Annotated in this window: 11 protein-coding genes; 1 reads left to right on the top strand and 10 read right to left on the bottom strand. The window is 40.2% G+C overall.

From position 1 onward, the window contains the following. Positions 1–4 precede the first annotated feature (4 nt). From HCR01_RS13335 to HCR01_RS13315, 5 genes are all read right to left on the bottom strand, one after another. Positions 5–862 (bottom strand): nucleotidyltransferase domain-containing protein, encoded by an 858-nt coding sequence (locus HCR01_RS13335; RefSeq protein WP_193196645.1) that lies wholly within the window; start codon positions 860–862, stop codon positions 5–7. Continuing rightward, complete coding sequence (locus HCR01_RS13330) at positions 846–1,421, bottom strand: SRPBCC family protein (RefSeq protein ID WP_193196644.1); 576 nt, start codon at positions 1,419–1,421, stop codon at positions 846–848. The genes HCR01_RS13335 and HCR01_RS13330 overlap by 17 nt, the downstream gene beginning before the upstream one ends. After that, positions 1,409–1,741 (bottom strand): ArsR/SmtB family transcription factor, encoded by a 333-nt coding sequence (locus HCR01_RS13325; protein WP_162398562.1) that lies wholly within the window; start codon positions 1,739–1,741, stop codon positions 1,409–1,411. Before HCR01_RS13325 ends, HCR01_RS13330 begins: the two co-directional genes overlap by 13 nt. Before the next feature lie 144 nt (positions 1,742–1,885). Continuing rightward, on the bottom strand, positions 1,886–2,617 hold the full coding sequence (locus tag HCR01_RS13320) for a hypothetical protein (protein ID WP_193196643.1): 732 nt from the start codon (positions 2,615–2,617) through the stop codon (positions 1,886–1,888). A 116-nt stretch (positions 2,618–2,733) separates the two neighbouring features. After that, positions 2,734–4,071 (bottom strand): cytochrome P450, encoded by a 1,338-nt coding sequence (locus HCR01_RS13315; RefSeq protein ID WP_193196642.1) that lies wholly within the window; start codon positions 4,069–4,071, stop codon positions 2,734–2,736. A gap of 106 nt (positions 4,072–4,177) precedes the next feature. Here HCR01_RS13315 and HCR01_RS13310 point away from each other — a divergent pair, with 106 nt between their 5' ends. Continuing rightward, positions 4,178–4,759, top strand: coding sequence for a TetR/AcrR family transcriptional regulator (locus HCR01_RS13310; protein ID WP_193196641.1), 582 nt, complete (start codon positions 4,178–4,180; stop codon positions 4,757–4,759). Positions 4,760–4,783: 24 nt separating this feature from the next. Here HCR01_RS13310 and HCR01_RS40425 read toward each other — a convergent pair whose 3' ends face one another. From HCR01_RS40425 to HCR01_RS13285, 5 genes are all read right to left on the bottom strand, one after another. Further along, entirely contained in the window at positions 4,784–5,797 is a 1,014-nt protein-coding gene (locus HCR01_RS40425; protein WP_193196640.1) for a diguanylate cyclase domain-containing protein, read from the bottom strand. Positions 5,798–6,416: 619 nt separating this feature from the next. Then, positions 6,417–11,768: an ATP-binding sensor histidine kinase gene (locus HCR01_RS13300; protein ID WP_193196639.1), complete on the bottom strand. Its 5,352-nt coding sequence runs from the start codon at positions 11,766–11,768 to the stop codon at positions 6,417–6,419. A gap of 207 nt (positions 11,769–11,975) precedes the next feature. Continuing rightward, the gene (locus HCR01_RS13295; RefSeq protein WP_193196638.1) at positions 11,976–14,297 is read right to left on the bottom strand and encodes an NAD(P)-binding protein; all 2,322 of its coding nucleotides are present in this window, start codon (positions 14,295–14,297) and stop codon (positions 11,976–11,978) included. 368 nt (positions 14,298–14,665) lie between these two features. After that, positions 14,666–15,886 (bottom strand): acetoacetate decarboxylase family protein, encoded by a 1,221-nt coding sequence (locus HCR01_RS13290; protein ID WP_226889308.1) that lies wholly within the window; start codon positions 15,884–15,886, stop codon positions 14,666–14,668. A gap of 301 nt (positions 15,887–16,187) precedes the next feature. Then, positions 16,188–19,544, bottom strand: coding sequence for a DUF4912 domain-containing protein (locus tag HCR01_RS13285; protein WP_193196636.1), 3,357 nt, complete (start codon positions 19,542–19,544; stop codon positions 16,188–16,190). Positions 19,545–19,672 lie beyond the last annotated feature (128 nt).

Here is a 19,672-nt window from a genome sequence, read left to right as displayed (position 1 = left end):
GATGCTAATACTTGTCTGACCACAGCTTATAATTTTGCCAAGCTTCTGTTGTATCTATCTCTGGCATATACTTTTCTACTAAAGCAAATGTTTCTTCAATTAGTTGATTTAATTGACTAACAGCAATTTCGGGAGATTCGCAAAAAATCTGCTTGAGACGAAATGAAAGGTTTGGTGGGACAATTGTCATCTTATTGATGAATTTATCCATCTCCTTAAATGGCACAGAATTTACAGGATGGTAGAAGCGATTTAAACCCAGTAGTACTCCTATGATGTTCTTCACTGCTTGCAATAATTCATCTGTTAAAAACAGTACATCATCCCTTTTGATTCCATAATTTTCTACAACCCATAATCCGCGAAAATGCAAATGCTTTTTCACCATTGCTTGGGCTAATTGCTCAGGATAATTTGCTACTTTAGTCTTCCATTTTTCAATGAGTTCGACACCATGTAATGGCAGCATGTCAACAATACCAGCTAGCACGTTCAGCAGGGGATTATCTGGATCATATTGCTGTAGTAAATTTTCTAAATCATGCTCCAAACACTGAATGGTGATATGACCAAAATCGCACTTAACACCTTGGACAAAATATTGTTCAACTATATATCCAGCTTCGCGATCGCTAGCATAGATTCTATAGTCTAACCCCTGATTTTTTTCATACGCTGCTTTGAGTTCCTCGTCAGATGGGAGTTCGCCGTAATAAATGCTCATATCGATGTCTGAGTAGGCATCGGCTTGTCCGCGAGCAACAGATCCAGCGACTCCAATTGCTTTCACTTTTGGATTAGCTAAGTATGTAGCTGCGTTTTTTTGCGCCAAGGTAAGCAATTGTTTACTGACGTTGTTCATTTTCGATAACTAAGATTTGCGGCAACTTTTCATTCAGTCTGTAGTCCCACCCACCATTCAAAAAATAATCAAAAATAACACTATCTAAAGTCTCATATCTACCGATAGGTGTTGATGAATATGCAAAGCTACGATTATTCGGTACTAATGTCTGCATTGCCGCCTTGGACTCATGCATAAATTTACCGGGCCACGGCTGAGAAAGGTGCATTCGTTCATTTTCCTTGATTGCTTTCTGGCTCAACCCTTTATGTTCTAGATGAAGTTTAGTCCCTCCATCTACGGGTTTGAGTATCCAGGTAACAATTGAAAGCTGACACATCATACTGTCACACCAAGTGAAGGCCAGCCGTCTTGGCTCCTCAAGTTCAATCACTTCGCAGTCTATGTTTTCACTCAGTCCTGGCAATGTCGAATGCTGAAATTGAAATTTGTGTCCCAAACGCGGCTCAAAGTCATTTTCCATTAACCACGCTGCTAATGCGTGGCGGTTGGTAAGTACTTGCCAAACCTGTTGCGGGGGATAAGGATAGAAAACTTCCATATTCAATCGGAGCATGAATTTTCCTCCAAATAATTGCCAAGAGCATCCAGTTTTTCTTGCCAGAACTGCTCGTAATCAGCAACCCAGTTAGATATCTGCTTGAGTGGCTCTGGGTTGAGTCGATATAAGCGCTGTCGCCCCGCTTTTCGCACTTGTACTAAGTCCGCTTCACAGAGAATCTGTAGGTGCTGAGAAATCGCTGGCAAACTCATGGCAAATGGTTCAGCTAGTTGTTTGACTGGTTGCTCACCAATACGTAACAGATCCAATAGCGCCCTGCGTGTGGGATCTGCGATCGCCACAAAGACATCGGCACTGGCAACAGGTCTACTCATTGCAGATTTAACATATATTTAAGCTAATGCTTAACTATTTACATAATATATAAGCATTAGCTTAAATGTCAACCTGTTTATTTGATGTATTAACTAAGCTGCCTTAACGCCATGTTCACCCTTCTACGCAAGTAATTAAGCCTTTTAACTACATTTAACTGCCGAAGCCGAAGTTACCTTTGTTAAGTCACCAGTAAATATAGCTGTATATTTATAAGGTGATGAATCAATGCATGTCATGGAATTTCTATCAGCGCGACGGGGAGTCCACCATGAATCTGCTTGTACAGTCAAATTTGTACCATTCAATGATAATTTTGTGACGACCAAAGAGTTAGTTTTACCATCATTCGCCTTTTTGGCGGACAGAAATGTCGCATAGTAAACATCGCCATTAGTTGGATTAAGACGGGCTATAACTGATATTTTCGCACCGCCACCGCTGCCATAACTAGATAGCCAACGACCATTAGCATAGCGTCGAAAATCATTACCAGTTTGGCTACCGGTAGAGGAGAAAATACCATACAAAACACTTCCTCCATCCCAAAGTAATCCGTAGCCTGTACCATCGTCATTCGTCGTTTCGTAGTCACTGCGACACCATTTCTTAACACCATTATCGAAACGGATAATCCGAGGATCTTTGTTCCGGGATGATACTTGCTGATAACCAATATAGATAGTTGATTGCCCAATAACTACTTTGGGGCCATTTTTAGCTTTGATAGTCGCTTCACTATTATCACAGCTAAATGTCACACTTTTAGCAATAGATGACTGCACACCATTTTGAGCGATCGCTAAATCAGATCCTAATACTATTGAGAAAAACAAAAATCCCAGACATTTTGACAATTGGCGGTGATAAATCATTGAATTGAGGTGGTTAGTTTGTGCAAGAAATCACCATATCATAAAACGAATTGTTTCGTTTCCAAATAGCCAATTACCAGATCAAAGCATCATTGTTTTAAGCTCCAATTATCAAGTTAATTACCTTGCGATCGCCGCCAAAATTTCACTTTTAAGCCATCATAAGGACGAGAAAACGGTAGCAAAATCCTCTCGATATTTTGTCCAGGAAGCAGTTCCCACTCATATTCACGAATTAACAATGCTGCAAACAACTTCATTTCTAGCCTGGCAAACTCCTTGCCTAAACATTCTCGAATACCACCACCAAACGGAATATAACTGAATTTTTTGTCTTCAGCCCGTTCGGGAGCAAAGCGCTGTGGGTCAAAACGTTCAGGTTCAGTATAAACATTACTATCTTGATGAGTCTCCTGAATTTGATAAAACACATTCCAGCCTTTGGGAATTAAGTATCCACCAAACTCGCACGACTCAAGCACTTTTCGATCTCCACTGCGAACAACTGGAGGTATCACCCGTAGAACTTCCTTGAGAACTTGCTCTAGATAGGTCATTCGCTTTAAGTCTTCTTGCGTGAGTGATTCTATGAACCTTAGTTGCTCTTGTTCTGCACGAGCAGCCTGTAACACCTCTGGATGCTGAGCTAGTAGCAAACACAAGGAAGTTAGTGCTGAAGTTAAGGTTTCATGTCCTGCAACCAGCAATCCCAACACGTTATCTTTGACTTCCTCTAGACTTAGATGATTTCCTTGCTCATCTCGCGCTTGCAACAAAATTCCTAAGACATCTTGCTGTGAAGAAGGATTTTGCTGACGTTGGTGAATCATCTGATCAATCCTGGTAAGAAGCTGCTCACGAGCGTGTACGGCGCGATCAAACTTACTTCTAGGAAATCGAATCGGAATTGATAACAACCCCTGTGCCCAAGTTTCATAGACTTTTTCTAAGTTCTCATCCGAAGCTGCATCAACTCCCACTAACAACTTACTGGCAACATCAAGGGTGTATTTTTTCAGTTCAGGATACCAAGTCAGTGTGCCTAAGCTTTCCCATTTGTGCAGATAACTGCGGGTGATCTCCGCCATTGTGCAGAGATATCCTGCTAAAGCTCTGGGCTGGAAAGCTTGTGCCAACTGCTTACGCAGATTTTGGTGAAAGATGCCCGTCTTCATCCCAATAGAACCTGCTCCCAATAACACCTCGAAACTTAAAGGGTTGGTCATCGCCAAGACCTTACCCTCATTAGCAAACAAAAAACGGCTTGCTTCTGCTCCAATTAGGACAACTGTCTTCTGACCGAATAGATGGGTTTTGAAAATCGTTCCATATCGCTGCTGTCGCTGCTCAATAAAACGACCTGGGTCGCGCAAATAGCTAATCATTTCGCCAACGATAGGTATACCCAAGCTACCAGGTGGTAAAGGGAGCCGCTCTTTAGATAGAGTTGTCATTATTTTTATAAGGTAGTTATTAGTTTATTTACGAAACGGTATCGTAACTTTACGATAGCATGTCAATTGGTAAAAAAGCTCAAATTAGCTTGAAGATGAAAATTTCATGAGTGAACCTGTCAAAAGCTCGCCTGGACGGCCCCGGAGCATCCGCTCTCATCAAGCCATCCTCAAAGCCACGCTGGATTTGTTAGGGGAAGTTGGATATGAGCGCATGAGCATTGAAGCGATCGCAGCCCGCGCTGAGGTAGGTAAACCCACCATTTATCGGCGCTATGCCTCCAAAGAAGAACTTGTCGCAGACGCGATTGAAAGTTTAAGAGAAGAGATATCGATACCAGACACCGGTAGTTTCTGGGGCGATCTAGATCTGATTATTGAGAGTGCAGCTAAAACAACCCTTACCCCCCTAAATCGTCAACTAAAAGCATTAATCATCAGCACCGCCTCAACTAACCCACAGTTTGCTCAGATTTACTGGACAAAATACTTACAACCGCGACGCCAAGCTTTTCGTGTCGTGATTGAGCGTGCAAAAACAAGAAATGAAGTATTCGCTGACACAGACAGCGATTTAATCTTCGACCTGATAAGTGGGATTAGTCTTTATGCTCAAATCTTCCAGCCCACTTCTGAACCGTGGGAGGCTTATGTTCGCCGCGCCCTGGAGCTTTTCCTGAGAAGATAGAAACTGCGTGTGAATTTTGGATATTTAGCCGAGAGATTGTTGCTTGAGGCGCTTGTGAGCGTACATTAACTCGTCAGCCCTAGTAACCAGTTGTTCTAGTGACATATTGCTTTCTGGAGCGTAACGCTCTATCCCCATGCTCATCGAAAGTTGATAACTACGGTTTTGCTGTTGATTGAAACTGGTGATATTTTTTTGTAGACGCGCCTGAATACTATCAGCATCTTTGAAGCGGCTGGCGACAAAAACAATAAACTCATCTCCACCCAGGCGAGCAACAAAATCCGAGTTACGAAAGCTTTGTTTGAGTACTTGAGCAGCATCAACAATCATCGCATCTCCCATGTCGTGACCAAGGGTATCATTAATCTGTTTGAGTCTGTCTAAGTCAATGAAGATCACCCAACACGACACATTCATGCGGTGAGCGAGTTTTAACTGTTGCTCAGCTAGTATGAAGAAGCCACGTCGGTTATGCAAACCTGTTAGTTCATCAGTCAGCGATAACTGCCTTACTTCCATTTCTGCTTGTTTGCGTTTGCGAACTTCCTTAATCAGCTCCATGTGAGCGATCGCCTGACGGCTCAAGCGGTGCAGTCCATCCAACTGCTTATCGGTCAGATAACGAGGAATTGTATCAATGACACACAACGTCCCTATGGGGAAGCCATTAGGCGTAACGAGTGGCGCACCTGCATAAAAACGAATCTTTGGATTACCTTTAACTAAAGGATTGTTAGCAAAGCGATCGTCCCGGATGGCGTTGGGAACTACTAATATATTATTTGGTTGAAGAATGGCGTGAGAGCAAAAAGCCCACTCTCTGGGTGTTTCAATGGCTTCTATCCCTACCTTAGATTTAAACCACTGGCGATTGGTATCAATTAAGCTGATTAAAGCGATCGGAGTCTTACAAATGTAGGCAGCAAGAGCAGTCAGATCGTCAAATGCTTGTTCGGGCAGAGTATCTAGAATATTGTAGTCTTCCAAAGCTTTAAGTCTTTCTGCTTCATTTTGAGGTAGAGGAGCAGGCTGCATTTTTACAGATGAGTGTCTGAACCTTGAGCAAGAGAGTTTGTGTGGCAGAAGATATTGCTGCAACTGTAGAATTACTTTCCTAGCATCAAGACTGTGGGATAAAAACATCTGTGCCAGGATTAACAGTCTTTTGACCGCGCAGAAATATTGTATTACTTTATGTTCTTCATGCCTTTGGTTTACTCTGTTGTCCATTTCGCTCTGACTATTGCTGTGCAAATTCCCTGAGTATATGGATGCTTACAAGGTCTTATCCCCGCAGCCAGGCTAAAACTTATCAAAATGGGCTGAAAATTATCAAAACTTATCAAGTTACTAAAATACTTCGCAAAAACTTAATATTTTTGAATACCGCTAATTTGCGTAGATACAAAGATAAGTCTAATTTACTTTAATATTGATATATTTAGGCAAACTAAGTGAGTTAGTGAAGCTGGGGCAATACGGTTCGGTCAAGGGGTACACTCCACTACGTTCTGGTCAGAATGACACTAATAATCTTCGGACTTTTGCAAGAGACTCCATGAGCGATGCTCACAAGGAACAATGAAAATGATGTTGTCACAATTCTGCGTTGTTTCAGCCTCTACTTTCAACGCAGGTCTATTGAAACTATCAACTACTTCTGTCGAATAGGAATCTCAATCACAAACTCTGCACCCTTTCCAGGTTCGGAAATACACTCAATCTTGCCCTGATGTTTTTCCACGACAATTTGATAGCTGATTGATAATCCTAAACCAGTACCTTGTCCCACTGGTTTAGTAGTAAAGAAAGGGTCAAAAAGTCTTTGTTTAACATCGGCATTCATCCCTATGCCATTATCCTTAATAGAGATAACTACCCAATCAGAATTTACTACTTGGGTACGAATTTTAATATTACTTGGATTTTTACTAATTTCTGCTGCTGTTCGTTCTTGGTTGAATTTACTCAGAGCATCAATACCATTAACCAAAACATTCATAAACACCTGATTTAATAGCCCTGCATAACATTCAACTTGTGGTAATTCACCATAATCTTTAATAATTTGAATAGCAGGATGCCCAGACTTTGTTTGAAGATGACTCTGTAAAATTAGCAAAGTACTGTCAATTCCGTCATGAATATTGACAGGTTTCATATCAGCCTCGTCTAACCGAGAAAAGTTACGTAATGTCAACACAATTTCACGAATGCGCTGCGTACCGATTTTCATAGAAGACAGCGTTTTAGGTATGTCTTCTTTCATAAAATCAAAGTCAATGTTTACCAAAAATTCATCAATTCCTGGTGCGGTGTTGGGGTATATCTCCTGGTAAAGGTTGATTAAGGTAAGTAGATTATGCATGTACTCATCAATGTGAGTAAGGTTCCCGTGGATAAAGGTGACAGGGTTATTTATTTCGTGAGCAACACCAGCTACCATCTGCCCCAAACTGGACATTTTTTCTGTTTGAATAAGTTGTGTTTGTGTAAGTTTTAATTCGTGTAATGTCTGTTCTAATCGCAGATTTTGCTCATTCAATTCTTTAGTTCTTACTGCTATTTTTTCTTCTAAACTCGTATATAATTGAGCATTCTCTAAGGAAATAGCTGCTTGCGAAGATAAGAGCTTTAATATTTGCAATCTGTCAGGAGTAAATGCTCCAGCAGTCAAATTGTTTTCTAAGTAAACTAGACCTATAAGTTTGCCTTGATGAATGATAGATGTACACAATATAGATTTAAGTTTATTTTTAGCAATATAAGTATCTGCTGCAAACCTCCCATCAGAATTTGCGTTTGCTAAAACTACATCTTCTTTAGTTCTTTCTACATAATTGATCACAGATACAGGCAACTGCTGACTAGTTTCAACTAGTATTGATTGACCTACTACCAATTCATCTTTATCTACAACTGCTTTAGCTTCAATGAATAGTTTACCTTCTTTTTCTAGAATCAGAAAACCAGTTTGAGCGCCTGCATTTTCAATTACAATTTTCATTAATTTTTCTAGCAAATTGCCCAGTAAGATTTCTTCTGATAGGGCTTGTGATGCTTTAATAACAGTAATTAAATCTAGTCCACTAGCTTTAGTGTTAGCAGTAGATGCAGTTATATTAGTATTGATTAGCCCTACTTGGTCTATTGTTGATGCCTTGGAAACTAAGTTTGGGTATCTCGACTCTAAATCTTTTACTTTAGCGATCGCACCCCAGCGAACATACCCATAGTAAGCTTTCATCATGTATAATGAGGCAAACTCATTTCTTCCTAGAGTTAGATAAAATTCTGCTGCTCGTTCATAAGCTAGGGTCTCTTCTTGAGTATATCCAGAACTATTTGCGCCCCGAATAGCACGGTCATAATATTCCATTGCTACTAGAGTTTGTCCTAAAACTCGTGCCTTTTCTGCCTCTACAAGATCATACTTATGCTGATTATTAACCGGAGCATGAAAAGCCCATTTTTGCAATTGTTTTTGATTTGCTTCTACTTTTTCTAGTGCTTCTCTAAAATCAGTCTCGTTATTTGAAGTTGACTCAGAAAACTGATATTGATGGAGAGCAAGAAGGGCCAGTGATTGATAAAAAGTATATTGAGCTAAATGCACAGTTCCGGCGACTGCAGCTTCGTATTTTTGAGCTAACTTAGCATTCTCAACAGATTGAATATAAATATTAAAATAATAGTAAACAATAGTTTTTGCTAAATATGCAAAAAAAGTTGCTGTATTATTTCCGGCAACTTTCTGCATCATTAATTCATTGAAACTTTCGCCTTCTAGATAACAATTATTTTCTAATTCTGAAGTCAAATCCAAAATCATTTGCTTCAAAATTCGCACAATAAAGATAAAATGGTCTTGTTTTATCTTATGTGCCAAAGTTATATATGGGTGAATTCTCCTCTCAAGAATTCCCAAATTTTCTCCAGCAAAGAAAGAATGCCAACAAGCTAGTATACCATTATAACCTGCATACTCCATATCCCCAACTTCTAAAGCAAGTTTAAGCCCATCTTGGAGAGGTTCTATTGTTTCTTGAATATGCTCTTTCCAATGGCAAATGAAAATATTAAACAGTCCGTAGACTTTACATTTTAGCTCTTTAGCATCAAACTGATCTAATACTTTTAAAGACAACTTACCAAATTGATATCCTGACTCAATATCCTGAAGATAACCACATAAAACTAATCCAAAAGAAGCATAAGCGTGGGATGCTAAAGATGAATTACCATATTTAAAACAAAGATTTACCAATGTAAAAGAAATTAACGGTACAAGTGTAGGTTCAACAAAATAAGCAGGAGGTAGTGCTGTCCTAAGCATCCTCATCGCAGCCAGTTTATTAGCATCATTCATTTCTGGCAGATGAGCTAAATCTTCAATAATTAGATCATCTGGTGGAGCTGTTGATAAAGACACTCCAAGCATATTGATAACTGCTAAATTTATGTCTAATGCTTCTTGCATCCTAGTCTGAGAAATATAGTACTGAATTTTTTTCTCATATACTTTAACTTTATCTAAAATAGTTTTACTATGCTGTATAACACTTTCAAAAAGTGCTTCGGCTTGCTCAAAATTCGTGTTTAAGTATGCTGTTTCTATTGTTTCTGTATGCAAAGAAAGAGTCAATTGATAATGTTCATGCCAGCTCTCATCTGCCAGCATTTCTAAACCTAGCTTAAAAAACTTGAGAGCGGATTCATAAGCAGCCGAATCCTTGGCTTTGCACCCAGCTATGAGATTCAATTGAGCCAAATTATATCTTTCTTCTTGTAAAACTACTAATTCAGCACCGATATTTAGCTGGTTAGCAATATCAAATATTTTTTCCTCTAGTGAAGTCTGGTCTATATTCTTTAAAAGTAATCGACCAATTTTTAGATGAACTTCCTTTTTTTGATTATCGGGAATTAAAGCATAAGCTGCTTGTTGTACTCGATCATGCAGAAATTTATAATCAATTACAAAATCATCAACCTGCTCTAAAAGTTGCGGCAATTTGTAAGCATCATTTAGAGGCAAAATTAGACCATCTTGAAGTGCTTCCCAAATTTCACCTGCTGTATCCTTTCGAGATTTTTCATTAATAACAGATAGTATATCCAAATTAAAGTGGCTGCCAATACAAGCAGCCAACTTTAAAGTTTCCTGAGTATTATTCTGTAATTTTTGAATTTTACCGATCATCAACTCTACAACATTATCAGTGATTTCTACCTCTTGAATTTGCTTAATTTCCCATTGCCAGCGACCTATACTCAAATCAAATGAAAGCAGATTTTTCTGATAAATAAACTTGAGTAACTGAGTTAAAAAGAAGGGGTTTCCACCAGTTTTATTAAAAATTAACTCTGCTAGGGGCTTAGCTTTTTGTATATCACATTTAAGTGTGTCGAGAATCAGTTGATATACGTCTGTTATTTTTAAAGGCTGGCAGATAATTTTCTTAACACTTACACTAGTCTTTTCAATCTCCTGCAACATCAACATTAATGGATGAGTAGTATCGACCTCATTGTCTCGATAAGCTCCAATCATTAATAGATATTGACTATCGGTATCTGTAGTTAATAGCTGAATTAGTTTGAGTGAAGCTGAATCTGCCCATTGTAAATCATCCAAAAAAAGAACCAATGGATGTTCTTTTTGGGCAAACACACTTATGAACTTTTGAAAAACTAAATTAAAACGATTTTGAGATTCCGTTGCTCCTAATTGTGGTACTTCTGGCTGTTTGCCGATAATCAGTTCCACTTCAGGAATTACATCAATAATAATTTGAGCATTAGGAGCCAAAGCCACTAGTAGCTTTTCTCTCCAAGCAGCTAGCTGTGCCTCACTTTCTGTCAGCAATTGTCGTGTCAGTTCTTGCAGGGCTTGAATTAGAGAGACATAAGGAACATTCCGCTTAAACTGCTCAAATTTACCTGTGATAAAATAGCCTCTTTTTTGTATAACAGGCTTATAGATTTCACTCACCAATGCAGACTTACCAATTCCAGAATAACCAGCAACTAGTAATAACTCTTTTTTCCCTTGATTTACTTGTTCAAAGGCAGTCAATAAAGTATCTATTTCAGCTTCTCTACCATATAGTTTCTCTGGAATTTGCAGTTGGCTTGATTGATCCTGTTGACCAATTTGAAAGCTAGATATTTGAGCAGTTTTCTCTAGTTGATTGAGACAATTTTCCAAATCAGTTTTAAGACCAAAAGCACTTTGATATCTATCTTCAGCAGTCTTGCTGAGTAACTTCATGACAATTGCAGAAATCACTTGAGGAATCTCAGGTATTAACTGATTTAGTGGTACTGGCTGTCTCGCAATATGACAGTGTACTAATTCCATTGGATCAGCAACATTAAAGGGTAGCCTACCTGTAAGCATTTCATAAAAAGTGACTCCCAAAGAATAGAAGTCTGTACGATAATCAACTGACCGATTCATCCGTCCTGTTTGCTCTGGAGACATATACGCTAGAGTCCCTTCGAGCAAATCAGGATTACTAAGTTTAGGTTTTTCTTTGGAAAGAAGAGATGAAATAGAAAAATCAATAACTTTAACTTGATGTGTTTCTTTGTTAACAAGAAGATTTTGCGGTTTAATGTCTTTGTGAATAATATAATTTTGATGTAGTTCACCTAAAGCTTGGGTGATATAAATTCCTATTTTCAGAAAATCGAATAATTCGATTTTTTGGTTTTTTATAATGTTGTAAAGAGATATTCCATCAAAGTTTTCTAATATTAAAGCCAAGCTCTTGTTATATTTTTCTAAGCTATGAGCTTTAATAACTCCTTTTATATCTAAATTTTTAATTAGCTCATACTCATGTCTTAATCCGGCAATATCTTTTAAGTCAGGATCTTCTAATTTTAATAATTTAATAACTACTAATTTGCCGTCTTGATTTCTTCGTGCTCGATAAACAGCGGTCTCTATTTCATCATAAATTAGTTCTAGAATTTCGTAGTTAGATAAGTTGATCATGGCTTCTGATAATATTCAAAACGGTTTTTGAGTCTTTTGAAAGGCTTATAAGGGAATCCCTAGCATAATCGATACATTCACAAGGTTAGTTTTAAGGCTAACTTTGTAAGTGTATCGATTGTACAGCTAGTATAGGTTTTAGCAACCCAATTAGTGCTTAATTCTGTTCAGATTGTCAAAATTACACAATTGAAATTCAACGTATCCTTAGAGCCAAGAATCCGACTCACGAATAATTTCCTTTGTATACTTGATCTGAAACTGTTGCTGTAAAATTGCTCGCGTCGCTTGCATTGCTGACATTACCGTAGCCTCGACACATCCAGAATTGTAACCGTTGTTAATCCAGTCACCTGCCAAGTAAAGGTTTTCAAACCCAGATTCGTCAGTTTTGAGACGATATTTAGTACTTCCAGGCACAGAAAGCACATAGCGCTCTGTAGGATTGATGTTAATTCGCCAGTATTGAGCGTCAAACCGTTCGACCCCTTGACGATTTTGAAAATCTACAAGCAAATCCCAGTTCAACCCTTGAGGGTTTTCCGGGAGAGTAACATCAGGCCAAAGATGTCCAATGTGATTTTTGAGGAAATTAATCGCTTGTTTCTCTATTTTTTTCTGTTCTTGTGCTGGGAAACCATATTCACTGTTGGGAGGAATTCCTGGGTCTGCAATCACTCCAGTGAAATAAGCAACGTTATAAGGATAGTGTTCAGAAGGCCAGTTTTCTCGTTGAAGTAACTCGCTCATATCTGCATAGACATCGAGAGGCTCAACATAAGCACCTAGCACAGAACTGGGCAACTTCCATCCTAATTGTGGCAAGCTAGGCTTGAGCCATAGCTGTCCGCCTTGAGTGGTAACTGTTTTGACTTGAGTTACCATATCGCGCCATTTTTGATGAGCCGGATTTTTCTGGGCATGAATTAATTCATCACACAAAGAGGGTAAAGCGGCTATAGAAATGCCAAGAAGTACAATATCAAAGTCGCCATTTTTAGCACTGAGGGTAAATTCTTCTACAGGCTGCCACGGTGTCCAATATGACTCTAAGTCAATGTCTTTTTCCTGGAGCTTTTTAGCCTCTTCATCCACAATCTGATCGTAGAGAGGCTCAGTGGGCCAACAAAGGAGGTCTTTAACCTTAATGAGCGGTTGATATTCCTGCTCTGGATTTTTTAAATTAATCTGACGAGCCATTGTAATACTGGCTATGGAATTTTGGTCTTCATCTAAGTGCAACTGCTTGGCGACATGAAAGAATTTAAATTTAACACCTCGACGCTCTAACACTTTATAGAGCGGAGCAATAACAGTATCACCCATCCCTGCTTGCATTTTCCACATGATCGCACCGTTGTACTGGAAAATGATCGTTGTGAGGATGCGAATAGCTGTTCCTGCTGCTAATTGTGGCTTAGCAACATTGCCCTCTGGAAACCCATAAACGAGGTCGTATAAAACTCGAACAAACGCAGAATTGACGCTTGCTTCCCGCGCTCCGTGTTTTCGTAGCCACTCCTTATAGTCATACTCATCTAAACTATCTAGGGAGCGATAATAAATTACCTCATCTATAAATAAACCACGGATATTTGCTAGTGCAAGGTCAATTAGTGTCAAGCGCCAAATGGTATGAGCATTTAGCCCAATATTAGCTGCTAGTTGACCGTGCAAGTGTTCTGTAAATCGCTCTACAAGCTTCAGAATTAGCTGGCGATGTTCACGTCTGTGAGTCTTAGGATTAATGGGCAGTAATTGAGCTAAGTTATAAGCAAGATTCAGAAACACTTCTTCGGAACTAAAGTCAAGTCCCTCTAAAGCTGTTCTGATATCTTGGTTGATGTTCCCAAGCCATGCTCCCCAACGACTAGGTTCTTTAAGTAATAACTGAATAAGCTGGTCAGAAAGTTGCAAGATGCCCCCATCACAGAGAAATTCGAGAACCTCTTTGCCAAATGCCATCTGTTGAGTGAAAGCTTCTAAGCAGCCTGAATTCTGAGAATAGCTATTCGTAGGCTGGAACTGCTTACATTCTGTATACATTTGCAGAACGAATTTAATAGTTGTACAAATGTGCTTCCACATCGAACAAGTACGACCACCTTGCCACGGAACTAAAGAATTTGTCGGAAAGTCGAAGGGCAAGTTTATCCAATGCTGATTGATGTATTCTTCTAAAACAATCAGACTGTGGGGCTTGAATGCGTCTTCTATAGTACTGAAAGGCCCATTGCCTCCTAATTCGTCATAACATTGCTTGAGCAGACGAAAGGCATTCTCATAGAATCCAAAAAAAATGTGCAACCCATGTTCTTCAATGCGGTAATCAGGCTCATGATAAGGTTCATGGGGTTTGATGTTACGTCCACTTGCACACTTTCCTCCCAAACGCCAACCCATTTGATAAATAGTAATTTCGTAAAGACTTTCCCACCCTGGCTGGCTTGTTAATTCAAATGCTGTGGTTAAAGATGCTATTCCTCCGCCCAAAATAGCGAGCTTTTGTGGTTTAAATTTTTCAGACATGGTTATTTGTCCTTATGTGATAACTATGAACAGGCAATAATTATTGAAAATCAGGCTTATGGCAATGGGCATAGCAAGAGAGATTTTCATCTTTCGTTGTGAGTGCAACTCATAGAGTCTTTTCCATAAATGCTTAGATTGTCATGTTGAGTGGAGTGAGATTCTTTTCTACCCAAGCAATCCACACCCTGCGGGTACTCTTTTGGAGAACTCGTAGAGTAGCCGCTTCTGCGGCTACAGAATGACATCCCTGATTTTTGGACTTTTGTAAGAGGTTAAATGATGAATAGCAAAGACGGTCTTAACGAAAAGTATTTACAACTTAAAAACGCATTAGCTAACGTTAGTTAGGTGAGCAAAAGTTATGCTCATTTCTGTGGTGCTTGCCAAACAGTAATGCCATTATTGAGAATGAAGTCGAAATTAAGCAAGAAAGCCAGCTTAACAGGAATACGTGTTGATTCGCTTCCTGGAGAATACCCTTTGTGCAAGCCCATATCTTGAACAAGAGGTTGGCTAGCGTAATTATTTATTGTTAACTCAAATTGATCGCCGAAATTCTTGAAGCCTAGGAGCTTTCCACTATAAAAGGTTTGTAGCTGCATCGTGGACTCAAGTAGCGCTTGGTAGCACGCTCGTTTGCTATCTTCGACATCGCGCAATTGCTTAAGACTAACGAAAGGCAAATCTTTCTCAATGAGGTAATCAAGCAGATTAAAAGGTAATCCCAAACCAGGAATAATAATCTGACTATTGTTGTCAAAAAGTAAGCCAGTGATCTCTCGGATTACTTGTTCAAAAGTGTCCCAAGTCTTAATTGCTTGATGTTTATCTCCTTGCCCAATTCGACGGACTTCTAATAGTCGCTCATCTTTAGCTTTGGCTTCGGGAGAAAATTCTTTAAATACCAATGTATCTGCGGTAAATAAATCTGGTTCCTGATCAATTGTTGGAATGTGAAGCTTGCCAAGTTCTTTCATGAAACCATACACTTCTCGTCCTGAAACTAAGACGGGTGAATTATTAACATAAAGGTAAGGCAAGAACCAAGCAAGACGTTCTGCAACAAAGAAGGGCCCGATTTTTTTCCCGACTACTGTCAACATCCAAAAAACTGCTTCCGCTTCATCTACTTTTCCTTTGTCACGATCAGGCGGATAGATGGAACTTAAGGAGTCTATAGTGTTGAAAGTAAGGATGACATAGTTTGTGGCTGGGCGATATTCGATTTCCCCGTTACTTGGATTGTTGAGATATTTATCACACATCTCTTGGAGCTTTGTCATTGAACCTTCGATGACAAAGCCATACATTTTTGTCCCTTTGATTTCATAGGGTTGATTAAAAGCCTGGCCATCTGCTCGTTCAATATATTGAGGGTATGATGGGCGAGCACCTCCGCAGAAGTAGGTTTTAACAAAGCTAGTAATGTCTTGCTCCATGTTTTTGCCTTTAACCGCCAGATCTTGGAGCAGTTGATCTGGTTTTTGTTGGATCTGGGTGAGGTAATTGGTTAAGTTTTGCGGTTCTTGAAGTAGTGCAGTAAATGCACTCATAGCACCTAGGGCTGTATGAAAACTAGTCTGCATTTGCTGAGATGGGTTATTGGGATTCAAAGGTCTGATCTATAGAATTCCCAAAAAGTTATCTCAAGTAACAATCTACATATAAAAAATACTAAATCTTTAAGTTGAAGATGCAGGCGATCGCTATCTTATCTTTCAAAGCGCAAATTGGTCTCAGCATTAATTGTGACACTAACAGCGTAAATACTATTTATGCAATAAATAATACTTAGGGAAGAATAGGTGAAATAACTGAAAGTCAAAAAAATGAGAGAGAAGCAAATTTTTCTTCTCTCTTCTTGAGTTTTAGTTAGTAACTTCTATCCTAACTATTTGAAGTTTCTTGGGAAAACTTCTTATGAATAGTTCTAGTGGGTTCGCCATCAGAAGCTACCGTCATGAGATAGTCAATTAAGCCATCCGAAAAAGGAACACGTAAGTGGAAAGTACCATCTGGTTTAATTTTGATGGTATGACCACCAAGGGTTACGGTTGTATTTGGTTCTGTTGCTCCGTGGATAATTAACTCTGCATCTGCCACAAACCAGGAATCTCCGTGGGGACGAGTGAAGATACGAACAATACTTGAACGGGCTATAAATAACCAGCGATTGTCATCAGTAGCATAGCCAATTTCAGCCATGTAGTCGCGATCGCTCACTGGAATAGCCACAAAGCGATCGCGTGTTACTTCTTCACATTCATACTGCTGTACAAGCTGAGGACTCTGATAACTCAAGTCAATATCAGTGACATCATAAAGCCGCACGATTAATTGAGAGCTGCCCTGTTGTCGCAGTTCTTCCTTTTTTGTGTCGGAAACGTACCAAGAGACATAAGCCCACTTGGGAGTACGGGGTGTGAGGATAATACTGCTTTCCTCATCTGCATTTACCAAGCTAGAGGCTGTTGTGTTGACTAAAGGTACATTTTCCTCTGTGGTATCAGTATGCAGAGGACTAAAGACACGAACAATGCCTGAACGGGCTATGAGCAACCAGCGATCGTTATCAGTAATGTAACCAATTTCAGTTATGTAGTCGCGATCGCTCACTGGAATAGCCACAAGTCCATCGCTTGTTGCTTCTTCAGATTCATACTGCTGTACAAGCTGAGGACTCTGATAACTCAAGTCAATATCAGTAGCATCATAAAGCCGCACTACTAATTGAGAGCCGCCCTGTTGTCGTAGTTCTTGCTTCTTGGTGTCGGAGATGTACCAAGAAACATAAGCCCACTTGGAAGTACGGGGTGTAAAGACAATACTGCTCTCTTCATCTGCATTTTCCAAGCCAAAGGCTTCTTCTACTGGTGCATTGTCAACCGTAGTATTACTTGGTGCTTGTATATTTAATTCCGCAGTTTCCTCAATGCCATAAACGCTAGCCCATGCTCCCATTGCTGCACCTGCTGCTAAAGTAGCATCACCAGCAAAGTTTGCTATAGGTGTTTGAGTGATATCTTTCTCTGAGATAGGCTCTGGCTGAGATACTTCCTCTGGCAAATCGGCAGTTGGTTCAGCTGCATCCGCTACCACATTCAATACTTCTTCTGGTAGATCTGGCAATTCGGGAATTGAGGTTGTGACTTCCGCCGAAGATATTTCCACTGTATTAGAGTCAGATGAGACTAATTCAGCAGAAGTACTGTCTTTAAGAGCCTCATCAGTTACTTGTGTTTCTGAGCCTTTGCCGGAGATGGTGGTAGTAGACAAGATGCTTGCGGCATCTGTATCTTGAGAGGTGATACTTTCTAGCCAGTCAAATTCTGCCTGAAGTTCTTCTTCTGTTGGGTCTTGAGTGACTTCTGTGTCCCAATAATCTTCTAATTCAAATGTCAATTCTGATACATCTGGCAATTCAGGCAGCACAGATGTTACCTCAGACACTTTTGAAGAATCAGGCGATTCCACAATTGAGTTAGGGATTTCAGCCGCAGGTAATTCTACATCGTCGGCTGCTTCTTCTGGAACATTAGGCAATTGAGGATATGAATTATTGACGACAGCCGCAGGTGCTTCTATATCCCATGCTTCACTAGATTCAGGACGAGTTACCTCAGTATAACCATTTACTACTTTTGTCTCATTAGTTTCTTTCCCGGAAATTGCAGACCACAAAGCTGCTCCTGCTCCTGTTGCTAGGGAAACACCACCGATTAAGGCTGCTCCTCCATTGCCAATGTGATTTTCTGCTCCATTGGATGCGGCTGAGGTTGTGCCTTGACTCTGGTTGGAGACATTATTTGATTGTGCAAGATTGGATGTTGCTTGAGGTGTCTGTGCCAGTTCAGATGGTGTTTGACTGTAGATGCTGAAAGAAGTACGCTCAGGAGCTTCCGACGTTCGCGGACTAGGTGAATCGGCGCTATCTGATTGTAACTTCGGGTGTGTTGAGTCAACAGAAGTTGCTCCGTTAACGGAAGAAGCTACACTGGCGTTTAGCGTCGTTGTTGGTATATTTTCTTCACTAGGCTGATTAGGAGATGATTCCGGTAGGTTTTCTTCCCCAGTTGACGATGAGCGTCTTCCTAAGAACCACCAGAGTAACAATCCACCTGTAGCAGTAACAAACAAAGGCAATAGTAACCAAAATGGGGTTTCCCTGTTCACAGCTGGATTGTTAGCAGGAGGGACAAGCGCTTGTTCGCCAGCAGGAGTAGCCGCAGGAGTCACAAACGGCTCGCTATTTGCGTTAGGTGAAACTGTTGCAGCAGGTGTAGTCTGTGGATTGGGTGAATCTGTTGTAGCAGGTGTCGGCTGAGTGACTACTTGCGATAAGCTTGAGGCGATCGCTTCTGCTTCGATTGTTCTAGCTTGTTCTATAGCCTGCTGTCCTGGCGGTGCAAGTGTAAAGCCAAGAAAGCTCGCTACATTTGGGCTAGGATTTTTCTTGTAAATGTAAACTAAAGGTTGCGAGAAAGGATATTTAGGATCATCTGGCAAGGTTTGATGCAGTTTGAGAACTCGCACGCCTTCCAACTTCGACACCTGATTAGCTAGCACATAGCTGATGCCGTCTTTGCCTAGTTGTTTGACGATTTCGGCGGTATTATCTTCAGCTAGTTGGGTAGCATTAGAGCCTGTGGCAAATTTAGCATTCTTGAAGGCTGGATAATCACGAAAATTCTCGCGGGTATCACTCGTTTCTGGGCGATCAATTACCCGAATCTTACCCGCTGATCTGCCTAGTTCCGACCAATCCGTAATTCTTCCCCGAAAAATCCGCGCGAACTGCCGACTGGTCAAACTCTGCTTAAAAGGATTTTCCGCGCCTACCACGATCGCAACTTTCTCTCGGCGCAAGCGGACTTGCTCTAGACCTTGGGCTTTTTCTTTTGGCGTCAAGCCACGACCGATTGCTGCTATGTCGATGTTGCCATCTAGTAAGGCTTTTAGTGCCGCATCTGTGCCGTTAGCCGCAATTTCAACTTTTGTCCCAGAAAATTGTTTTTCAAAATTTTCTTTCAAGCTTTGGTTGATTGTAGCCAAGCTACTTGACCCATCAATCCGTACTGTCGTCCCATTATCCACTGTTTGCGGCAGTGAAAAAGAGGGAGTATCAAGTGCAGATTGTGCCAGCATTGGTGCTGACACAAACATAGTTGCTGCTACAGGAGTCGTCGCTAAGGCAAGCCATAATGCCAAACTGACTATCGAATTATCTTTTTCTTGTTGCCACATATGCCCCTTATCAAAGTAAAGGAAATAGAAAGCCCGCCAGCCCTAATCATTATCTTTTTATGAATGATGGAGGAGACGCGCTAATTATACATCCCTGTTATCTTTCTGCTCGGTTTTGGTGGATACTA

Source organism: Nostoc sp. MG11 (genome assembly GCF_014904695.1).
Lineage (GTDB): Bacteria > Cyanobacteriota > Cyanobacteriia > Cyanobacteriales > Nostocaceae > Komarekiella.
Note: the sequence above shows the minus strand (reverse complement) of the source record. Positions and strands in the feature narration are given on the sequence as shown.

Excerpts from the sequence above, each read along its gene's own strand:
- HCR01_RS13335 (WP_193196645.1), bottom strand. The coding sequence starts at position 862 with ATGAACAACGTCAGTAAACAATTGCTTACCTTGGCGCAAAAAAACGCA.
- HCR01_RS13330 (WP_193196644.1), bottom strand. The coding sequence starts at position 1,421 with ATGCTCCGATTGAATATGGAAGTTTTCTATCCTTATCCCCCGCAACAG.
- HCR01_RS13325 (WP_162398562.1), bottom strand. The coding sequence starts at position 1,741 with ATGAGTAGACCTGTTGCCAGTGCCGATGTCTTTGTGGCGATCGCAGAT.
- HCR01_RS13320 (WP_193196643.1), bottom strand. The coding sequence starts at position 2,617 with ATGATTTATCACCGCCAATTGTCAAAATGTCTGGGATTTTTGTTTTTC.
- HCR01_RS13315 (WP_193196642.1), bottom strand. The coding sequence starts at position 4,071 with ATGACAACTCTATCTAAAGAGCGGCTCCCTTTACCACCTGGTAGCTTG.
- HCR01_RS13310 (WP_193196641.1), top strand. The coding sequence starts at position 4,178 with ATGAGTGAACCTGTCAAAAGCTCGCCTGGACGGCCCCGGAGCATCCGC.
- HCR01_RS40425 (WP_193196640.1), bottom strand. The coding sequence starts at position 5,797 with ATGCAGCCTGCTCCTCTACCTCAAAATGAAGCAGAAAGACTTAAAGCT.
- HCR01_RS13300 (WP_193196639.1), bottom strand. The coding sequence starts at position 11,768 with ATGATCAACTTATCTAACTACGAAATTCTAGAACTAATTTATGATGAA.
- HCR01_RS13295 (WP_193196638.1), bottom strand. The coding sequence starts at position 14,297 with ATGTCTGAAAAATTTAAACCACAAAAGCTCGCTATTTTGGGCGGAGGA.
- HCR01_RS13290 (WP_226889308.1), bottom strand. The coding sequence starts at position 15,886 with ATGCAGACTAGTTTTCATACAGCCCTAGGTGCTATGAGTGCATTTACT.
- HCR01_RS13285 (WP_193196636.1), bottom strand. The coding sequence starts at position 19,544 with ATGTGGCAACAAGAAAAAGATAATTCGATAGTCAGTTTGGCATTATGG.